At 73.3% G+C, this 19,450-nt stretch carries 20 protein-coding genes; 10 read left to right on the top strand and 10 right to left on the bottom strand.

From position 1 onward, the window contains the following. Window positions 1–146 precede the first annotated feature (146 nt). The gene (locus ACFO3J_RS12920) at window positions 147–866 is read right to left on the bottom strand and encodes an SDR family NAD(P)-dependent oxidoreductase (RefSeq protein ID WP_386429298.1); all 720 of its coding nucleotides are present in this window, start codon (window positions 864–866) and stop codon (window positions 147–149) included. 161 nt (window positions 867–1,027) lie between these two features. Next, entirely contained in the window at window positions 1,028–1,657 is a 630-nt protein-coding gene (locus ACFO3J_RS12925) for a helix-turn-helix domain-containing protein (protein WP_386429300.1), read from the bottom strand. 136 nt (window positions 1,658–1,793) lie between these two features. Between ACFO3J_RS12925 and ACFO3J_RS12930 the strand changes: the two genes are divergently transcribed. The 3 genes from ACFO3J_RS12930 (at window position 1,794) to ACFO3J_RS12940 (ending at window position 5,597) form a co-directional block, all read left to right on the top strand. Continuing rightward, a complete protein-coding gene (locus tag ACFO3J_RS12930; protein ID WP_386429302.1) occupies window positions 1,794–2,795 on the top strand; it encodes an aldo/keto reductase in 1,002 nt (333 codons plus the stop codon). A 220-nt stretch (window positions 2,796–3,015) separates the two neighbouring features. Continuing rightward, window positions 3,016–3,717 (top strand): CBS domain-containing protein, encoded by a 702-nt coding sequence (locus tag ACFO3J_RS12935; protein ID WP_386429304.1) that lies wholly within the window; start codon window positions 3,016–3,018, stop codon window positions 3,715–3,717. Between the two features lie 137 nt (window positions 3,718–3,854). Further along, the gene (locus ACFO3J_RS12940) at window positions 3,855–5,597 is read left to right on the top strand and encodes a sensor histidine kinase (RefSeq protein ID WP_386429306.1); all 1,743 of its coding nucleotides are present in this window, start codon (window positions 3,855–3,857) and stop codon (window positions 5,595–5,597) included. A 29-nt stretch (window positions 5,598–5,626) separates the two neighbouring features. On the opposite strand, the gene ACFO3J_RS12945 is transcribed toward ACFO3J_RS12940, so the two are convergent. Further along, window positions 5,627–6,337, bottom strand: coding sequence for a response regulator (locus tag ACFO3J_RS12945; protein ID WP_386429308.1), 711 nt, complete (start codon window positions 6,335–6,337; stop codon window positions 5,627–5,629). 291 nt (window positions 6,338–6,628) lie between these two features. Between ACFO3J_RS12945 and ACFO3J_RS12950 the strand changes: the two genes are divergently transcribed. The 3 genes from ACFO3J_RS12950 (at window position 6,629) to ACFO3J_RS12960 (ending at window position 9,484) form a co-directional block, all read left to right on the top strand. Further along, window positions 6,629–7,441 (top strand): universal stress protein, encoded by an 813-nt coding sequence (locus tag ACFO3J_RS12950; RefSeq protein WP_386429310.1) that lies wholly within the window; start codon window positions 6,629–6,631, stop codon window positions 7,439–7,441. A gap of 135 nt (window positions 7,442–7,576) precedes the next feature. Then, window positions 7,577–8,218, top strand: coding sequence for a hypothetical protein (locus ACFO3J_RS12955; protein ID WP_386429312.1), 642 nt, complete (start codon window positions 7,577–7,579; stop codon window positions 8,216–8,218). 321 nt (window positions 8,219–8,539) lie between these two features. Next, window positions 8,540–9,484 carry a serine hydrolase gene (locus tag ACFO3J_RS12960; protein ID WP_386429314.1) on the top strand — a complete coding sequence of 315 codons (945 nt, stop codon included), beginning with the start codon at window positions 8,540–8,542 and terminating at the stop codon, window positions 9,482–9,484. A gap of 25 nt (window positions 9,485–9,509) precedes the next feature. On the opposite strand, the gene ACFO3J_RS12965 is transcribed toward ACFO3J_RS12960, so the two are convergent. Both ACFO3J_RS12965 and ACFO3J_RS12970 read right to left on the bottom strand, forming a co-directional pair. After that, on the bottom strand, window positions 9,510–10,106 hold the full coding sequence (locus tag ACFO3J_RS12965; protein ID WP_386429316.1) for a TetR/AcrR family transcriptional regulator: 597 nt from the start codon (window positions 10,104–10,106) through the stop codon (window positions 9,510–9,512). Window positions 10,107–10,201: 95 nt separating this feature from the next. After that, a complete protein-coding gene (locus tag ACFO3J_RS12970; protein ID WP_386429318.1) occupies window positions 10,202–10,855 on the bottom strand; it encodes a TetR/AcrR family transcriptional regulator in 654 nt (217 codons plus the stop codon). 139 nt (window positions 10,856–10,994) lie between these two features. On the opposite strand from ACFO3J_RS12970, the gene ACFO3J_RS12975 reads away from it, so the two are divergent. After that, the gene (locus ACFO3J_RS12975; RefSeq protein ID WP_386429320.1) at window positions 10,995–11,453 is read left to right on the top strand and encodes a cupin domain-containing protein; all 459 of its coding nucleotides are present in this window, start codon (window positions 10,995–10,997) and stop codon (window positions 11,451–11,453) included. Window positions 11,454–11,538: 85 nt separating this feature from the next. Here ACFO3J_RS12975 and ACFO3J_RS12980 read toward each other — a convergent pair whose 3' ends face one another. Then, on the bottom strand, window positions 11,539–12,375 hold the full coding sequence (locus ACFO3J_RS12980; protein ID WP_386429322.1) for an alpha/beta fold hydrolase: 837 nt from the start codon (window positions 12,373–12,375) through the stop codon (window positions 11,539–11,541). Window positions 12,376–12,616: 241 nt separating this feature from the next. Then, a complete protein-coding gene (locus ACFO3J_RS12985) occupies window positions 12,617–13,453 on the bottom strand; it encodes an RNA methyltransferase (protein ID WP_386429324.1) in 837 nt (278 codons plus the stop codon). Window positions 13,454–13,697: 244 nt separating this feature from the next. Here ACFO3J_RS12985 and ACFO3J_RS12990 point away from each other — a divergent pair, with 244 nt between their 5' ends. Further along, complete coding sequence (locus ACFO3J_RS12990; protein WP_386429326.1) at window positions 13,698–14,186, top strand: YajQ family cyclic di-GMP-binding protein; 489 nt, start codon at window positions 13,698–13,700, stop codon at window positions 14,184–14,186. An 88-nt stretch (window positions 14,187–14,274) separates the two neighbouring features. On the opposite strand, the gene ACFO3J_RS12995 is transcribed toward ACFO3J_RS12990, so the two are convergent. Then, window positions 14,275–15,024, bottom strand: a complete 750-nt coding sequence (locus ACFO3J_RS12995) for an rRNA methyltransferase (RefSeq protein WP_386429328.1) — start codon at window positions 15,022–15,024, stop codon at window positions 14,275–14,277. 207 nt (window positions 15,025–15,231) lie between these two features. Between ACFO3J_RS12995 and ACFO3J_RS13000 the strand changes: the two genes are divergently transcribed. Further along, on the top strand, window positions 15,232–16,413 hold the full coding sequence (locus tag ACFO3J_RS13000) for a TRM11 family SAM-dependent methyltransferase (RefSeq protein ID WP_386429329.1): 1,182 nt from the start codon (window positions 15,232–15,234) through the stop codon (window positions 16,411–16,413). 107 nt (window positions 16,414–16,520) lie between these two features. Here the strand turns inward: ACFO3J_RS13000 and ACFO3J_RS13005 are convergent, their stop codons facing one another. Beyond that, complete coding sequence (locus ACFO3J_RS13005; protein WP_386429331.1) at window positions 16,521–17,168, bottom strand: phytanoyl-CoA dioxygenase family protein; 648 nt, start codon at window positions 17,166–17,168, stop codon at window positions 16,521–16,523. Between the two features lie 173 nt (window positions 17,169–17,341). On the opposite strand from ACFO3J_RS13005, the gene ACFO3J_RS13010 reads away from it, so the two are divergent. Next, window positions 17,342–18,160, top strand: coding sequence for an HAD family hydrolase (locus ACFO3J_RS13010; protein WP_386429332.1), 819 nt, complete (start codon window positions 17,342–17,344; stop codon window positions 18,158–18,160). Window positions 18,161–18,396: 236 nt separating this feature from the next. Here ACFO3J_RS13010 and ACFO3J_RS13015 read toward each other — a convergent pair whose 3' ends face one another. After that, window positions 18,397–19,401 carry a glycosyltransferase gene (locus tag ACFO3J_RS13015; protein ID WP_386429334.1) on the bottom strand — a complete coding sequence of 335 codons (1,005 nt, stop codon included), beginning with the start codon at window positions 19,399–19,401 and terminating at the stop codon, window positions 18,397–18,399. Window positions 19,402–19,450 lie beyond the last annotated feature (49 nt).

A 19,450-nucleotide genomic window follows, 5' to 3' on the forward strand; every position in this document is an offset into this window, starting at 1 on the left:
ACCAGACTTCCCGGCACTCCGCCGTCGAACGTACCCGATGCCTGGCCCGGCACGACAGGGGGGCTCGGGGGAACTCGGGGGCTCGCCGGGGCCGCCGCCCGTCGCACCCGGTCCGGCGGTCCGGCTCAGGACCGGTGGGCCCGCGGTCAGTGGCCCGCGCTCTGCCCGCCGTCCACGTGGAGGATCTCGCCGGTGACGAAGGAGGCGTTCTCCAGGAAGACGACCGCTTCGACGATGTCGCCCGCCTCGCCCATCCGGCCCACCGGCGTCATCGAGGCGAGCGTGGCATGCGTCGCCTCGGGGTTCAGCGGGGTCTTGACGAAGCCCGGGGACACGGCGTTGGCCCGGATGCCGCGGGCGGCGTACTCGATGGCCAGGGATTTCGTGGCGGCCTGGAGGCCGCCCTTGGTGAGGGAGGCGAGCACCGAGGGGATGCCGGAGTGGGGGTGGTCGACCAGGCTCGTGGTGACGTTCACGATGTGGCCCGCGCCGGCCGCGAGCATGTGCGGGATCACCAGCTGGGTGATGCGGAAGAACCCGGCGAGGTTCACCGCGACGACGTGGGTGAAGTCCTCCTCGGCGTAGTCGGTGAAGGGCTTGGCCACGAAGACACCGGCGTTGTTGACCAGGGTGTCGACGCGCCCGAAGCGCTCCACGCCCTCCGCGACGACCCGCTCGGCGGTCCGGGGGTCGGCGATGTCGCCCTGGACGGTCAGCACCCCCGGGTCGTCGGACGGGCCGATGCCGCGCGACGTGGCGACCACGCCGTAGCCGAGCTCGCGGTAGGCGGCGACGATCCCGGCGCCGATGCCCTGCGAGGCGCCGGTGACCACGGCCACCTTCTGTCCCTGGACGGTGCTGCTCATGGTGCTCTCCCTGCGGGGTGCCGTACGACCGGACGAGCCGACCGGTCTACTGTCCGAAGCTAGGCGACCGGTCGGCTCGCGAGGCCCACCAGCACGCCGGCCAGCGGAACTGCGGCAGCGTCTCCGGGCGCATGTTCGGCGATCTCACGCCGGAGCGGCTGTCAGGCGCCGCCGGTCGCCGGATCGGCGGGCGCGGCGGCCGGTGCCGGGGCGGCGCCGGGCGGGGCGGTGGCGACCGCGTCGAGGGCCGCGCGCAGATAGGGCACGAGCTGCTCGACGTCCGGCTGGTTCAGCAGCGTGCTGCCCAGCAGCATCCTGCTGAGCAGGACCCCGGAGCAGATGGCGACGAGCAGGGCCGAGCGGCCGTCGGCGTCGCGACCGGGCAGCGCGTCGGCGAGTCTGCGCTGGTAGTTGCGTTCGATGCTGTCCCGCATGATGGCGGCGGCGCGCGCGTTGGAGGCCGAGCGGAGCGTGAGCAGCAGCCCGTCGGAGGCGGCCTCGTCCGGCTCCGTCAGCAGGGCGCGCGCGGCCTGGGCGTTCACCTCCGGCGTCATCATCAGCGACTTCTCGTAGGCGAGGTCCACCACCTCGGCGAACAGACCCTCCTTCGAGCCGAAATACCGGCCGATCAGGCGGGCGTCCACCGCCGCGGCGCGGGCGATCTCGCGGACGCCCGCCCCCTCGTAGCCGAGCCGGGTGAAAGCCTCGCGGGCCGCCCGCAGGATGGCCGCCCGGGTCGCCGTCGCGTCCCTGCGGCGGGGCGCGGCGGCGGGAAGCTCGTCCTCGTTCATCCCGTAAGGGTAAGGGGTCACGGGCACGCCGCCGGCGGATCACATTTACATGTCCACGCGCGAGGACATATCATGTCCACAGTTGTGGACATGACTGTTCCCGCAGTCCGGTACGACAGAATCCCGAGGCTTTCCCATGCCCATCCCCCAGCGCGTACTCGGCACCAACGGCCCCCGGGTCGGCGCCATCGGCTACGGCGCCATGAGCTTCGCCCAGCCCTACGGGCAGAGCGACACCGACATCAGCGGCACCGCGGACGGCCTGATCGGCCGGGCCGTCGAGCTGGGCACCACGCTCATCGACACCGCCGATGTGTACGGGCCCAGCCAGGAACTCATCGGCAAGGCCCTCGCGGGACGCCGGGACAAGGTCGTCCTGGCCACCAAATTCGGCATCGTCCAGGTGCCGGCCGACGGCCGCCCGCCGATCGTCAACGGCACGGCCGGCTACGTCCGCGCGTCCATCGAGAAGTCGCTGACGGCGCTGGGCACCGACCATGTCGACCTCTACTACCAGCACCGCGTCGACCCCGACGTCCCCATCGAGGAGACCGTCGGCGCCATGGCGGAACTCGTGGCCCAGGGCAAGGTCCGCCACCTCGGCCTCAGCGAGGCCGCCCCCGACACCATCCGCCGCGCGCACGCGGTGCACCCCATCGCCGCGGTGCAGACCGAGTGGTCCCTGTGGTCCCGCGACATCGAGGACGAGGTCTTCCCGCTCTGCCGGGAGCTCGGCATCGCGGTCGTGCCCTACAGCCCGCTGGGCAAGGGCATGCTCACCGGCAAGGTCACCTCGCGCGACGAGCTGTCCGAGGGCGACTACCGGCGTGGGATGCCGCGCTTCGCCCAGGACGTGTTCGACGCCAACCTCGCCACGGTCGAGACCGTACGGGAGGTGGCGCGGGCCCACGGGGCCGCGCCGGGGCAGGTCGCCCTGGCCTGGCTGCTCGCCAAGGCCCCCGGCGTCGTCCCGATCCCCGGCACCGTCCGCGTCTCCCGCCTGGAGGAGAACACCGCCGCCGCCGAACTCGTCCTCACCGCCGAGGAGATCGCCCGCCTCGACGCGCTGCCGGTCAGCGGACAGCGCGACATCGAACTCGGTCACAATTGGTCGTACGGCGTCACTCCCCAGGCCTGAGAGCTGATGGGAACCGGCGGACCGGGACCGGCGGACGGCAACCGGCGGACCGCGACCGCCGGAGGGCTCCGCCCGGTACGCCCACCGGCGGGGACGCGGCCCCGCCGGGGCCATCGCGGGGCCATAGGTCCCGGCGCCCTGCCCCGAACGGCCCTGCCCCGCGCGGAGCCGCCCGCCGAGAGTGGGGGAAGACACCGCGACGGGCAAAGGAGACACCGCCATGAGGCAGCACCGCACCGTAAGTGACCTGATGACCAGATTCGTCATACGGGTGCATGCCGACGCCGGCTTCAAGGACATCGTCAAGCTGCTGTCCGACAACGACGTCACCGCCGTACCCGTCGTGGACGACGAGGGCCGTCCGGTCGGCGTCGTCTCCGAGGGGGACCTGCTCCGTACGGCGGCGGGGCAGCCCGATCTCACCGGGCTGCTGCCCGCGCCGCGCCGGGACGCCCCCTCGGCGGCCCGGAAGGCCGATACGACCGCGGCCGGGCTGATGACGAGCCCCGCCGTCGTGGCCCACCCGGAGTGGACGGTCGTCCAGGCCGCCCGCGTCATGGAGGCCCGCGGGGTCAAGCGGCTTCCCGTGGTGGACGAGAGGGACGAACTCGTCGGCATCGTCAGCCGGGCGGACCTGCTGCGGGTCTTCCTGCGCCACGACCACGCGATCCGCGAGGAGATCAGCCGGGACGTCCTGGACCGCACGCTCGGCATCACCCCCGCCGATGTGGTCGTCGGTGTGCGCGAAGGGCGGGTCACCCTGCGCGGCGTCGTCGAACGCAGCAGCCTGATCCCGATCGCCGTACGGCTGTGCCAGAGCGTGGACGGCGTCGTGGAGGTCACCGAGGCACTCGGCTTCCGCAGCGACGACGCCCCGGGGCAGGCGGGCGCCGAGCCGTCACGCCGGCCCCAGCCCGCGTAACCGGATGCCGACGGACGCCGGCCGGCGGGCCGCTGCCGGGAAGATCCATCGAACAGACAGCCGTACGCGGGGCCGCAGCGGATATCGTGTGGCCCCGGAGCGGACGCACTGCCGCCTCGGTGCTGATGGAGGACCCGTTGAGCGAGGACCAGGGCAGAACGGGCAGGCAACTGCCCCGACTGCGGCTCGACGACCTGCTGGAGGAGTTGCAGGTCCGGATCGACGCGGTGCGGGGCACCCGGGACCGGGTGCACAGCCTGCTCGAAGCCGTGCTGTCGGTGGGACAGGAACTGGACCTCTCCCAGGTGCTGCGGCGCATCGTGGAGACCGCCGTCACGCTGGTGGACGCCGAGTTCGGCGCTCTCGGCGTGATCGGTGAGGACGCGGGGCTGTCGGAGTTCATCACGGTGGGCGTCTCCGAGGAGCGGGCCGAGGCGATCGGACCGCTGCCCTCCGGTCACGGGATCCTGGGCGAACTCATCCGCCACCCGCGGCCGTTGCGGCTGCCGGAGCTGTCCGCCCATCCGGCGTCCTACGGATTCCCGGCGAACCATCCGCCGATGGAGTCCTTCCTCGGCGTCCCGATCCGGGTACGCGAGGAGGTCTTCGGCAATATCTACCTCACCGAGAAGCGCGGCGGCCGGGAGTTCGACGGCGAGGACGAGACCCTGCTGGCCACGCTGGCGGTCGCGGCCGGTGTCGCGATCGAGAACGCGCGGCTCTACCAGGCCGCCCGCGAGGGCCAGTTGTGGATGGCGGCCAACGCCGAGGTCGTCGGCAAACTGCTGTCCGGAGCCGACGAGATGGACGTGCTCCGGCTGATCGCCGAGCACGGCCGCGGCATCCTGTCCGCCGATCTGGCCGTGGTGGCGCTGCCGCTGGCCGGCACCACCGACCTCCAGGTGATGATCGCGGTGGGCAGCGACGCCGACGCCCACCGCGGACTGGTGCTGCCGCGCGAGGGCACCTTCATGGGCGCGGCCATGGAAGCGGGGCAGCCGATCACCACCCCGCAGGTCGCCAAGGACGCGCGCGTCACGGTCGGGCCGCCCCGGTGGGACGGTCTGGGTCCGGCCGTCGCGGTGCCGATGGTCACCGACAAGGCGGGGCGCGGGGTTCTGCTGCTGGCCCGGGCCGAGCGGTCACCCGTTTTCACCGGGGCCGAGACGGCGCCGCTGCTCGTGTTCGCCGGCCAGGCGGCGCTCGCGCTCGAACTGGCCGACCAGCGGCGCCGCGCCGAACAGATCGCCCTGCTGGAGGACCGGGACCGGATAGCCCGCGACCTGCACGACCTCGCCATCCAGCGGCTCTTCGCGACCGGGATGACGCTGCAGAGCGCGCAGCGTTTCATCCAGCACCCCGAGGCCAGCGAGCGCCTGCTGCGCGCGGTGGACGACCTGGACGAGACGATCAAGATCATCCGGTCGACGATCTTCGGCCTGCGGGCCCGCGATCCGGGCCGGCCGGGCCGCGGCCTGCGCGCCCTCGCGTCGGCCGCCGTCGAGGACGCCGCCCGCACGCTCGGCTTCACCCCGGCGCTGCGCATGGAGGGCCTGATCGACACCGATGTGCCGGCCGCGGTCGCCGAGGACGTACTCGCCGTGGTCACCGAGGCACTGTCCAATGTCGCGCGCCACGCGCACGCCGCCTCCGCCGAGGTCTCCCTCGTGGTGGGGTCCGGCGTCCTCACCGTCACGGTCACCGATGACGGCGGCGGGCTGCCGGACGGCGGGCGCCGCAGCGGGCTGCTCAATCTCGCCGAACGGGCCGAAGGCCTGGGCGGCGAACTCACCCTCGGCCGGGGACCGCGCGGCGGCACCCGGCTGACCTGGCGGGTGCCGGCCGCCCCGCCGTCGGCCGGACCCGGCGGCCGTTCCTGAGCGGCGCGCTGTCGCGGCGCCCGGGTCCGTCAGCGTGAACGGCGGGCGAGATCGGCTTCGTCGGCCTGCCCCGCGCCCTGTGTGGCGATGACGGCGGCCTGGACACGGCGTTCCACCCCGAGTTTCGCCAGCAGCCTGGAGACGTTGTTCTTGACGGTCTTCTCCGACAGATACAGCCGCTTGCCGATCTGCCCGTTGGTCAGCCCCTCACCGATCAGGTCGAGGATCTCGCGTTCGCGCGGCGACAGGGCGGACAGGGCCTGGGCCTCGGGGCCGGGCGCGCTGTCGTCGCCCCGCAGGCTGTTCATCAGACGGGTGGTGGTGGCCGGGTCGAGCATCGACTGGCCGGTGGCGACGGTGCGCACCGCCTCGACCAGGTCGGAACCCTTGATCTGCTTGAGCACATAGCCGGCCGCGCCGGCCATGATCGCGTCCAGCAGGGCGTCGTCGTCGTCGAAGGACGTCAGCATCAGACAGGCCAGGGCCGGCATCTGCGAGCGCAGTTCGCGGCACACGGTGATGCCGTCGCCGTCGGGCAGCCGGACGTCCAGCACGGCGACGTCCGGTCGCAGCGCCGGCCCGCGCGCCAGGGCCTGGTCGGCGCTCGCCGCCTCCCCGATCACCTCGATGTCGGGCTCGGCGTCCAGCAGATCGTGGACCCCGCGCCGGACGACCTCGTGGTCGTCCAGCAGGAAGACCCTGATCGGCGCCTGCGCTGAGAACTGTCGTACGTCGGTCATTTCCGCCGGTCCTTCGCCCTGTGATGTGCCCGCCCGGATCTCCGAGCATGCCCGCAGGGCCGGTCCCGTACTAGGGCCGAACGGTCCCCAGTGCGCACCGGCAGCACCGGGCGCACCGGGGCGGCTTCCCCTTCCGCGCCGGGGCGTGCCGGTCCGGCGGGGTCACCGCGCCAGGGCCGGACGACCCTGCCGGAGGGGCTCGGACGGCTCTGCCGGCCCGGCGCCGCCCCCGGCGAACATCGGGTGGCGTCTCGGCCGAGACGGATCAGCCGATGGGTGAGAGGCACGCGGATGACTGGACGACCGGTAGTCGTCGGAATGGACGGTTCGACCGTCGCGTTCGGCGCGTTGGACGTGGCAGCGGCGGAAGCGCTCCGCCGCAGGGCGCCGCTGGAGATCGTGTACTGCGTGCCGGAACCGGACATCGGCGGTCCGGTGCTGGCCGCCGCCGGGGCCCGGGTCCGGCAGCGGTATCCCGGCCTGACCGTACGGACCGAGGCCGCCGTCGGCGACCCGGTGGAGGTGCTGGTCGAGCGGGGAAGGGACGCCGCGCTCACCGTCGTCGGGCACCGCGCGGCGAGGCCGTTCACCGGGCTGCTGGTCCGCTCGGTGAGCAGGCGGATGGCCGCCCGTACGCTCGGGCCGCTGCTGGTGGTCCGGGGCGATCTCCCCCAGCACGGCGCCGGGCGCGGGGAACACCAGGTGCTGCTCGGGCTGGAGCACGACGACGCGACGGACTGCGCCGGTTATGCCTTCGCGGACGCCGACCGGCGGCAGGTCGCGCTGCGCGTGACCGCTTTGCGCGGCACGTCGGCGCGGGCCGTCGTCGACGCGACCGCGGGCGCCGACGCCATCGTGATCGGCACCCGCCACCGGCGCGACCGCCCGGGACCGCGGCTGGGTCGCGTCACCAGCGCGCTCCTGGACCACGCGCACTGCCCCGTCGTCCTCGTCCCCGCGCCCACGGCCCGGGCCGCGGTCGCGACGCGCGGCCCCGACGGGACGGGCCGCCGTCACCGGCCGGACCGAGGGAGCCCCGGCGGCGGCGCGTTCAGGGCACCGCGAGGCCCGCGCGGCATGCCCGGCGAGCCCCGGCAGGCATAGCGGCGGGTTCGACCGGGCCCGGGAGCAGGGCCGTTCGGCCCCCCGCTGCGGGCCGTCGGCCCCCAGCGCCGGCAGCCCCGCAGGCGGGAAGCTCATGCCGTAACCGAACATCAGCCCAGCCAACAGGGAGTCGTCATGGCCGTTCACGAGCACAGCACCGGGCAGCGCGCGGGGTTCCGCCTCCCCACCCGGCACAAGTCCGCCGCCGACCGCACGGGCGAGACCGCAGCCCCCGCCGATGCCGCCGCCGGTGCGAGCGCCTCGCTGGTCGCCAGGTCGCTGGCCGCCGTGCGGATCGCCACCGGCTTCATCTTCCTGTGGGCCTTCCTCGACAAGGCCTTCGGCTGGCACTACGCCACCGGCACCGGCAAGGGCTGGATCGACGGCGGCTCACCCACCAGGGGCTTCCTGTCCGGGGTCGCGGCCGGCCCGCTCCAGTCCTTCTTCCACACCATCGCGGGACAGGGCTGGACCGACTGGCTGTTCATGCTCGCCCTGCTCGGCATCGGCGCCGCCCTCACCACCGGCATCGCCCTGCGCCCCACCGCCGTCGCCGGCACCGCCCTGATGGCCATGATGTGGGCCGCCGAATGGCCCCCCGCCCAGCACCTGTCCACCGGCGCCCCCACCGGATCCTCCAACCCCCTGGTCGACTACCACCTCATCTACGCCCTCACCATGATCCTCTTCGCACTCGCCGCCGCCGGCACCACCTGGGGACTCGGCCGCAACTGGGCCCACCTCCCCATCGTCCGCCACCACCCCTGGCTCCTGTAGTGGCGCGGCACCACTCCCCGGCAGCAGGGCACCGCCGGCACCGGCGGTGCCCTGCGGGCTTCTCCGCCGCGCCCCGACGAATGGGTTGATGAACATCACACACCAGGAAAACCCATCAATAGCGACATATGACACTTTCTCCGCATCGTTCGCACCCGCCGCACCTGTAGGGTCGCGGTCAATCGGGGCCCCCGGCGCGGCGGTACGCGGCATGGACCCGGGTCCCGCGACTCCCACCGGGCCGCTTCGGCGCCGGACTCGCGGGCCGGTCGCGAGCGGACCGCACCCATGACGGCAACGACAGAGCAGGACGGAATCCCCATGCCCGGAACGCATCCCGGAACGCACCCCGGAAGGCACGTATCGCGCCGCGTACGGCAGGGTCTGGCCGGGCTGGTGGCCGCCGGGACAGCGGCGGTGGCACTCGTAGCCGCCGCTCCGGCCCCGCCGAGCACCGCGAGCGCGCCGGTCGGTGGCGCCGAGGTCACTTGTACGTCGCAGCAGCCGGGACTGGCGGCGCGGCTGTCGCAGGACATCGCCGGGGCGCTGCGCGGCCGCCCGGGCTCCTCGGCGCTCGCGCTGTACGACCGGCCCACGGCGACTTCGTGCACCTTCCGGGAGGGCGCGTCCTTCGACTCGGCGAGCGTGGTCAAGGTCACCGTGCTCGGGACGCTGCTGCGGACGGCCATGGAGGAGCACCGCGCGCTCACACCGCGCGAGGTGGACCTCACCACCGCCATGATCACGAAATCCGACAACGCCGCCACCGACACCCTGTGGCAGCAGGTCGGACACCAGAACGTCCAGCACTTCCTGACCCTGGCCGGCATGGCGCACACCGTTCCCGCGCCGGACGGTCACTGGGGGGAGACGCGGATCAACGCCGCGGACGAACTCCGCTTGCTGTCCCTGCTCACCTCGGACAACCCGGTCCTGGACCGGAACGCGCGCGCCTACGCCCTCGGCCTGATGAACCGCGTGGTCCCCGACCAGCGCTGGGGCGTCCCGGCCGGCGCACCCGCCACGGCCACGGTCCAGCTCAAGAACGGCTGGCTGGAGGGCGCGACCGACGGCTGGCGGGTGCACAGCATCGGCGCCTTCACCGGCGGCGGACACGACTACGGGATCGCCGTGCTGTCCTCCGGCGATCCCGCCATGCAGGACGGCGTCACCACCATCGAGGCCGCCGCCCGCGTCATCCACCGCGATCTGAACCCGCCGAACGCGGCTTCCCCCGCGTTCTCTTCCTCGGCCGCGTCGCGCTGACCGACGCCGCGGCCTCCGGGCCGGGTCAGCGACCGGCCGGCGGCGGGACTTCCGCGAGGTGCGTCTCGATCAGGGCCCTCGCCGCGGCCAGGACGCCGATCGGCATCGTCGTACGGCGTACCAGCGCGTACGAGAAGCCGCCGTCGAAGAGGATCGCGAGGTGTTCGGCCAGCGCCCCGGGGTCCCGGGCTCCGGCCTCGGCGGCCTGTTCGGCGAAGTAGGCCTGGATGTCCAGCTTGCCGCCGGCCGCGATCAGCCTCCCGGGGTGCTCCGGGTCCGCCAGTTCGGCGGAGGCGTTGAGCAGCCGGCAGCCCCGGAAGTACTCGTCGCGGGACCCGCGCTGAGCGGCGGCGAACACCGCGAGGATCCGCTCCACCGGAGTCAGCACGGCCTCGTCGTCCGGCAGGTATTCCTTCCGCAGCGACTCCACCATGTCCGCCAGGTACACGGCCACCAACTCGTCCTTGCTGGCGAACCGCTGGTACATCGAGCGCTTCGAGACACCGGCCGACTCGCAGATGAGGTCCACACCGGTGGCGTTGATGCCGCGGCTGGTGAAGAGCTCACCGGCCGTTTCGACGATGCGCTCCCTTACTCGGTCAACTCCGGATGATCCGCTCATACCGTCAGTCTAATCCGCCCCCAACCGGATAAACCGATCGGTTTTGGCGAACGGCGTGACCGTCCGCCCGCTGAGCCGCCTGCCGGTGCGGCGGCTCAGCGGGCCGGCGATCCGGAGCCCCCCGGCGCCGCCGGATAGCCGGTCGCGGCGTGCTCGCGCAGCGCGGCCCGGGTCAGGGTGGTCGCGGTGTGGACGATGCTGGTGATGGCGTCCTGGGGGTCCAGCCCGTGCAGGTCGGTCAGCCCGAAGAGCGCCTCGGCGCTGACGACGACCGCGAGGTCCCGTTTGAGCTGGGCCAGCGCGGCGGGGTCCGCGGCCTCCAGGGTCTCGGCGAGCGGGCTCAGCGCGTGGTCGATCAGGCCGAAGCGCAGGCCGGGGCGGGCGGCGGCGTCGCCGGGGCGGATGACGGTGGCGGCGATCATGGCGCGGACCACGCCCTGCCGGGCCAGCACGTGGCGCAGCAGGAACTCGGTCACGGCGGCGACGCGTTCCACCGGATCGTCGGAGCCGGCCACCGGCTCCAGCGCCTCCTCCGGCGTGGGCAGCTGCCCGACGACGGCCTCCCGCAGCAGGCTCACCAGGTCGGGGAAGTAGCGGTAGGCCGTCGCCTCCGAGACCAGGGCCGCCCTGGCCACCTCCGGCATGGTCACCTCCCGGCCGGTCCGGCTCAGCTCGGCCGCCGCCCGCACGATCGCGGTGCGCGTCCGCAGCTTCTGATTGGCACGGCCCGCCGTGCTCTGCGACTCCATCGGTCCACCTCTCCCCCGCGGCCCAGCGGCGGTCGACAACCAAACGGTAGCGAGTTCGCTCCCATGACGAGAGGACACTTGCACAGAATGACGCAAGCACCATAATCTCATGAGAGTAAACTCTCACGAAGGAGCCACCATGAAGGACGTCTCGATCGTCACCCCGGACGGCGGCGAGGTGATCAGGCTGGGCCCGGCCCGGATACGCGTCCTGGAGGACGGCGCCACCACCGCGCAGCGCCTCGGCATGGTCGAGATCACCCTCGCCCCGCACAGCGCGGGCCCGCCCCAGCACCGGCACGCACGGCACGACGAGGGCTTCTACGTGGTGTCCGGCACGGCCACGTTCACCGTCGGGCACACCGACCACGACGCGCCGGCCGGCACCCTGGTGATGGTGCCGCCCGGAGTCCCGCACACCTTCGCCAACCCCGGTGACCAGCCCGTCGTCATGATCAACACCTTCACCCCCGAGCTGTACGTCCAGTACTTCCGGGAGCTGCGGGACAGCCTCGCCGCCGGGGCCGGCCCGAGCGCGGCGGCCACCGCCGAGGTGATGAGCCGTTACGGCACCACCCCGGCGACCGACTTCGCCTGACCGGCCGCCCGAGGGGGGCCGCCGCACGGCCGGGCGACCGGGCACCGCGGCGCGGCTCCGGGGCGCGGCGGGCGGACCCGGCCGTTCAGACGGCCGGGGCGGGCTTCACGACGGTGTCGACGAAGTCGCCGATCGCCCCGAGGGTGCGGCCCAGCTGCTCGATGTGCGGGAAGTGCCCGGCCTCGGCCACCGGCACGAAATGGCCGTCGGGGAAGGCGCCGGCGTAGACCCGGCCGTACTCCAGCGGCGCTATGCCGTCCTGCTCGCCCCACACGACCAGCACCGGAACGCCGACGCGGTGCAGGCGGCCGCGCAGCTTCGGGTCGTGCGTGAAGGCGGGGCCCGCGTACGTCGCCAGGGTCTTCTGGTTGGCGGCCATCCCGGTCCGCTGCTCGGCGCTGAACGACGCGAAGTCGGGGCGGAAGGCCGCGTTGGCGAAGGACAGCCGGCTCAGCTCGGCGGGGGCCAAGGTGCGGGTGTCGACCACCTCGTCCTGGATGCCGGCCCGGATGCCGACCGCGTTGAGCAGGGTCAGGGCGCCGATCCGGCCGCGGGTGTCGCGCAGCGCCATCTCGGCGGCGATCCAGCCGCCGATCGAGTTGCCGATCACCATCACCCCGGTCAGGTCCAGGGAGTCGAGCAGGTCCAGATAGGCCACGGCCAGGTCGGCGATCGTGTCGGCCCGCTCCGGACGGGGTGTGCCGTCGAAGCCGGGGTGGGTCGGGACGATCGCGTAGACGTGTTCCGACAGCGCGGCGGCCAGTCCGAGCATCGTGCGGGGACCGGCGCCGCCGTGCAGCAGCAGCACCGCGCCACCGTCGGTGTTGACGCCGTACTCGCCGATGGTGAGGGACAGTCCGTCGGCGAGTTCGACGGTACGGGTGGTGCCGGTGGTGACAGTGGCAGGGGGCGTGGCGGTCATGATGAGGTTCCCTTCGCAAGAGCTGACTCTCATGAAGATAGAGAACCATCACCTTTTGTGCAAGTCGACTCTCACCATGAGGGCCGACTCGCCATAAATCCGGGGCATGGGTCCGGCCCGGCGCCCGTCCGGGGTGCGCCAGGGATGGGGGTACGGCGGGGGATCGCCCGGCGCCGGGCGAAAGTCGGCCGAAGGTCGGCCAAAAGGTCGGCCAAAAGTCGACCAAAGGGGAAGGACTCGCTCAGCCCGCGCGTCGCGCGGCCGCGATCCGCTGCCGGGAGGCTTCGTAGAGCACCGCCGTGGCGGCGTTGGCGGCGTTCAGGGAACTGGCCGCGCCGGTCATCGGGATGCTCACGGTGTAATCGCACAGCTCGCGCCAAGCGGAGCTCAGACCGCTGGTCTCCTGGCCGATGAGCAGCAGGGACGGCTGGGTGAAGTCGAAGTCGAAGACGTCGCAGTCGCCGTGCTCGTCCGTACCGACGAGCACGATCGGCCTGCCCTTGTCGCGCTGGGCCGCCACCCAGTCGGTCGCCTCGCGCGGGGAGGGGATCCGGACGGCGGGCAGGGCGAACAGCGAACCGGTGCTGGCCCGGACCGACTTCGAGTCGTAGATGTCGGCGGCGTGGCCGGCCACGATCATTCCGTGCGCGCCGAAGGCGTCGGCGGAGCGGATGATGCTGCCGATGTTCCCCGGGCTGGTCGGCCGGTCGAACAACACACCGAGGAAGTCGTCCGGGACCGTGATCCGGTCGAGGTCGTCGGCGGGCATCCCCACCACGGCGACGACCTCGGGCACGGCCTCGTTCTTCTCACCGAGGTCGGCCAGCATGTCCGGGGCCATCGCGATGTGCTCGGTCCGTACCGTGTCCAGCAGTTCCTCGGCCCACCGCGACAGCTTCCGCTGGGCGTCGAAGATCAGCGCGTGCACCGGCCATCCGTAGCGCACCGCCAGCGAGATGGGCCGTACGCCCTGGACGAGGAACTCCCCGGCGCGCTGCCGCTTGTTGCGGTTCCCGAGCAGCGCCTGCCACTGCTGGAAGCGGGCATTGCGCGAGGTGATCCGTCGGACCGGCGGCACCCGTCCCCCCGTGTGTGATGGCTTCCACGACGTTTTCCGGGCATCGCGGTCGGCGTCGGCGCGTAGGCTGCAGGTTCCCACGCGCGCCCGGCACCCGCAAACCGGCCACCCGTCCGGAGCTGACGGCGGATCATCGAACTTCGCGGCCGGCCACAGCACTAGGCTGGGCGCACGGCGGCCCCGGCGGGTCCGTGGCCGGCCGCCGCAACCGAACCGCATCACCTCGTTCAAGGAGCAGGAAAGCATGGCCGACTCCAGTTTCGACATCGTTTCGAAGGTCGAGCGGCAGGAGGTCGACAACGCCATCGACCAGACCTCCCGTGAGCTGGCGAGCCGCTACGACTTCAAGGACGTGGGTGCCTCGATCGCCTGGTCGGGCGAGAAGATCGAGTTGCGCGCCAACGCCGAGGCGCGGGTCAACGCGATCCTCGACGTCTTCCAGAGCAAGCTGGTCAAGCGCGGCGTCTCGCTCAAGGCCCTGCAGGCCGAGGAGCCGAAGCTGTCCGGCAAGGAGTACCGGATCGTCGCCTCCATCCAGGAGGGCATCTCCCAGGAGAACGCCAAGAAGCTCGCGAAGATCATCCGCGATGAGGGCCCCAAGGGCCTCAAGGCCCAGGTCCAGTCGGACGAACTCCGGGTCAGCAGCAAGAACCGGGACGACCTCCAGGCCGTGATCGCGCTGGTCAAGGGCAAGGACCTGGACTTCCCGGTGCAGTTCGTCAACTACCGCTGAGTCCGGCGGCCGCAGCGGGCCGACCGGGGGGCGCGGGGTCCGGCCCCGCGCCCCCCGGAGCCGCGTGCGCGCACCCCGCGCCGGACGCTCAGAGTCCTGCGCGGGTGACGTCCCCGGCCCGTACCAGCACCACCGAACGCGTGCCGATCTTCAGTCTCTCCAGCGGCCGCAGCGGGGCCACCGGGATCTTCCGGGCGCGGTCGGCGATCGCCAGCACCGCGTGCGGCGGCAGCACCGAGGCCAGCGACCGCAGCATCGCGGCGACCGGCTCCCCCGGTACGCCGCCGCCCCAGTGGGTCTGCTCCCCGTACGGGAGGTCGGCGAGCACCACATCGGGGGACGCGCCGGCCACCACCGCCGCCAGGGCCCGCGGATCGAAGACATCGGCCGGGTCCGCGCTCCAGGGCAGCCCGCCGCCGTTCGCCGTCAGCAGGTCGGCCAGGCGGCGCGCGGCCCGGGCGGCCTCCCGGTAGGCGGGCTTGGCGAAGCGCTCGCTCTGCTCCAGCCGCTCGCGTTCCCGGGCGGCCAGGCCCTCCGGGGTCAGCAGCGCCAGGTTCTTGCGGGCCAGGCCGACGGACTCCGGATCGACATCGGAGCAGATCACCCGGCTCAGCGCGGGCCGCTCCAACCATCCCAGCACCGTGGCCAGATGGCCGCTGCCGCAGCAGGGGTCCCACAGCGTGAGCGGCCGGTCGCCCTCGATGTGCGACCGCGCCCGCTGGAAGATCTCGACGGCCAGCCGGGCCGGGAATGCGGGATAGCCGGGGGCCGACTGGAGCACGAACCCGGACGCGAAGTCCGAACCGTCCGTCCGCTCCTTGGCGAAACGGTAGGGCACCTGCGCTTCCTCGCGTTCGTGGGATGTCCGGGATGCCTGGGATGCCTGGGGACGCCGGGGGCCTCACGGCCGGGGCCGGCAGCCGTGTCCCGGGCCGTCGGACGATCGTACCGACCCGGGCAGCGCCCCGGCCCCGGCGGTCGCCCCTGCTACGCTGGCCTGCTGGCCGAGTCACCCGCACCCGCGAAGGAAGCTTCCCCCAGGCGTATGTCCCTCACTCTCATCGCACGCTGTGTGCGCGGCATCGAATGGATTCTGGCCGACGAGGTCGCCCGGACGGAGGGCACCTCGCAGGTGCGCCTCGGCGAGCGTGAGGTCACCTTCACCGCTGCCCGTCTCACCCCCCGGCTGCTGGAGCTGCGCACCGCGGACGATCTGTTCCTGGACATCGGCACCGTCTCGGGCCTCGACCACACCCGCGCCGCGCTGGGGCTACTGCCCGCGCGCCTGGCCCGGCTCGATGTGGCCGGCGCCGTCTCGCGCCTGGGGGAACTGCGTCCGCTGGGGCGCAAACCGCGTTTCGACGTGGTCGCCAGTCTCGCCGGCAAGCGCAACTACAACCGTTACGCGGTGGAGGACACGGCGGGCGCCGCGCTGGGTCGCGTGCTGGGGCCGGGATATGTGTCGCGGACCCCGTCCGCCACACCGGCCGCCGCCGGTGGCGGTCAGCCGCGCGGCCCGCAGCCGGAGCTCACCGTCCGGCTGTTCCTGCGCGGCGAGCAGTTGCAGGCCGCGCTGCGCGTCGCCGGGCGCCCGCTGCACCGCAGGGCGTGGAAGGAGCACACCGGCGCCGGCACCCTGCACCCGCCGATGGCCGCGGCGCTGGCCCGGATCGCCCGGCTGCCCGAGGGCGGCACCCTGCTCGACCCGTTCTGCGGGGACGGCACCGTCGCGATCGAACTCGCGCTCCTCGACCCGGCCGCCCGGGTCGTGGCCGCGGACCTCGACCGGGACCGGTTGGCCAACACCCGGGCGAACGCCGCCTCGGCGGGCGCGCGGCTGCTGCTGCTCAGGGCGGACGCCGCCCGGTCCGCCGTCCTGCCCGGCACGGTGGACCAGATCGTCACCAATCCGCCGTGGAACCGCGCGGTGGGCGCGGCCGGCGCGGTCGCGGACGGCCTCGACCCGCTGTGGCGCGAACTGCCCCGTCTCTTCGGCCCGCGCGGCCGGATGTGCCTCATCGCCGAGGCGGAGCTGGACACGCCGGGGCAGCTGCGGCGGCGCGGCTACACCGTCGATCCGGTGCAGAACGTCCGGCTCGCCGGGCGGGTGTCGCAGATCCTGGTCGCCGCACCGCCCGGGGTCGAGCCCCTGCCGCTCGACGCCGAACTGCTGGGCTGGCGTCAGCGGGCGATCAAGCAGGGTGTCCTCTCCCACGAGGGGTTCTGACCGGACCCCGCACCCGGGCGAGCGGGCGCGGGGCCCTGGCCGGTGGCACCATCACCGGTAGTGGCCGTCCCAGTTGGAGACCGCGAAGGGCTCTCGTCGGAGCGGCCTCACCCGTCGAGCCGCAGCGCGGGGTCGGCGAACTCGATCACGATCGTGCGCCGCCAGCGGTCCGTCCGGTTCCCGCCCGAACCGTGCACCAGCCGCACGTCGTGCACGACGACGTCCCCCCGCGACACCGGGATCGGCACCCGGGGGCCCGCGTCCCGTACCGCCAGCACATCGACGTCGTCCGGCAGCAGGTGGGAGCCGGGCACTCCTTCCAGGCAGCCGTTGTCCGGGGTCGCGTCGTCCAGGCAGATACTGAGGTTGCACACCGTGCCCGGGCCGACATCGCTGCGGTCGCGGTGCCAGGGGACACCGCCGGCCCGGACGGGCTCCTTCAGCACCAGCGCGAAGGCGGTCGGGACGACCGGGTCGCCGATGAACTCGGCGGCCAGCCTGGCGAGTTCGGGGCGGTGCAGGAGTTCGGCCTCCGGCCAGTCCTGCTTCTCCAGCTGGTGGACGCGGTAGAGGACCGGCCGCTGGGAGCCGTCCACCTCGTAGTTCCAGTAGTCGGGCAGCCGCTGGCCGTCCTCGGTGAACCGCCTGATCAGCTCGGCCGCGCCGTCCTTGAGCCGGCTCACCACATCGCCCTCGAACAGGGGCCCGGCGCAGACAAAGCCGTCGCGCCTGAAGTCGTGCACGAGATCTGTCATGCCCTCAGCCTGCCTGCTGGGGTACGGCTCGTTTGGCTGTTCGAGGAACGCTGCCCGGAAGACGCCCCCGGTGAGATGGTGAGCGGTATCCAGCCGTACCTCGGCAAAGAACGGGGAATGACCTCGCGTTCGCTGTGCCCCACGTGCTCGGGCCGGAAATGGAGCTGATCAACATGCCGGGTTTCAGCGGGATCGCGCTGGATGTCGGAGGTGTCATCTACTATGACGAGCCATTCGAGCTGACCTGGCTCCAGGAGATGTTCGACCGGGCGTCGGCGGGCGATACGGCAATCACCCTCGATGTCTTTCTGCGGCATATCGAGCGGTTCTACCGGCAGGACGGCTCGACCCGCCCGTGGCGGGCGCCCGGCTACTGGGACCCGGTCGCGGCCGAGAGCTGGGCGGCGGTCAGGACGGCCTGGGCCGAGATCGCGCAGGAGATCCCCGGTGCCCGCCGGGCCGTACGGGACATTGCGGCGCGCTTCCCGACCGTCGTGGTCGCCAATCAGCCGCCGGAATGCCTGGACGTGCTGGACCGCTGGGGGCTCACCGGTGTGCTCCGGGCCGTCCTGCTGGACTCGCTGACCGGGGTGGCCAAACCGGACCCGGGCCTGCTCGACCTCGGCCGGGCCCGGCTGGGCCTGCGGTCGGCCGAGGTCCTGATGGTCGGCAACCGGGTGGACCACGACATCCGCCCGGCCCTCGCGCTCGGCTGCGGGGCGGTCTTCATCCGGGGCGACTCCGCCTACCGGCCGCCGGCCGGGGTCCACCCGGAGCTGGTGGCCGGCTACGAGCGGTGGCGCGCGATCCGGACGGCGCCGCCGGGGCCGGGCGAGGCCGTGGCGATCGTGTCGTCGCTGGCGGAACTGGCCGAACGGACCGAACGGGCCGCGTCGGCCGAGCCGACCGCATCGGCCGCGCCGGGCGACGCCGGACCGACCGCCGCCGAATCGACCGCCGCGAGCCGCGTCCGGGGATCCGGCCGGCGGTGAGGGGAGCGCCGGTGCGGGAGGGGCCGGCCGCCGTGGACGGCGCCACCGACCAACAGCTTCGTCGGCGCCCGCCCGGTCGCGTCAAGCTCGCCGCGCGTCCGCCCTGCCCGGGCCCCGCGAGGAGTGGGACCGGCGCCGGACCGCGCCGGAAGCGCCGCCCGGGCGGCCGTACCGCTGCCGCCGCACGCCGGCGCCACCGTGCGGGGAGCCCTGCGCGAAGACCTGTCGCGGGGGGCTCACGTCCATGACTCCCCCGCGAGCACCCGCCGGTAGATCCCGACGTACCGCTCCGCGATCCCGACGTGGTCCCAGCGCGCGGCGGCCTCGGCCCGCACTCGGGCGGGAGACGGCAGCTGCGCCAGGCACTTCTTCGCCCCGGCCGGGTCGAAGCCGGTCCCGTAGCCGACCAGCGCGCCGACCGGCGGCACGATCTCGGGCAGGCAGCCGTTGGCGGTGGCCAGTACCGGCGTTCCGCCGGCCGCCGCCTCGGACACCACCGTGGCGCCCGGCTCGCACCAGATCCCGCCCCACGGGCCGGCCGCCGGCTGCGAGAGCACCATCAGCGCCCGCGCCGAGGCGAGCAGCCGGGCGCGTTCCGCGCCGCCGACCTCGCCCGCCACCTCGACCACCTGGCCGTACTCCGTCAGGACCCGGTCGAGGTACGCCGGCTCCCAGGACGGCCCGGCCAGTACCAGCCGCGAGCCGGCCGCCCGGGCGAACGCCGCCGCCTCCAGCGCTCCCTTGTGCGGTGAGACCCGGCCGAGGAACAGCAGGAAGTCCTCCTTGACCGGCGCGAACGGATAGCGCCCCAGGTCGACCGGGATCGGTACGACCGGCGCCGCGTCCCCGCCGCCGCAGTGCGCCCGCTGCGCCCGGGAGAGATAGACGCAGCCGGAGCGGTGGACGGGGCGGGTGGTCAGATGGTGGGTGCTGACGAAGCCGGTCCCGGGCACCGGGGCGACCTTGCCGTCGCTGTGGTCGTGCACCATGTCGACCCGGGCGGTGCGCAGCCAGGAGACCATCTCCTCGGGCTTCGCGACGGGCACCACGGTCAGCCCGGGGTGGTCGCCGGGACTGCCGGGGGCGCCGAGCAGGAAGACCTCGTGCCCCAGCTCCAGCAGCCCGGCGACGAGATGGGCGACCACCCACTGGATGCCGCCATAGCCTTGCGGCGGCACGGTGATCCAGCGGCTCTCGTCCGCGGGCAGCCGGAGCGGGATGTTGACCATCGCGATCCTCATCAGCGGGCGGCAGGGGCGGCCGCGCCACGGACCGCGACCGTCCGGCTGA

The sequence above is a fragment of the Streptomyces polygonati genome (assembly GCF_042650325.1).
Lineage (GTDB): Bacteria > Actinomycetota > Actinomycetes > Streptomycetales > Streptomycetaceae > Actinacidiphila > Actinacidiphila polygonati.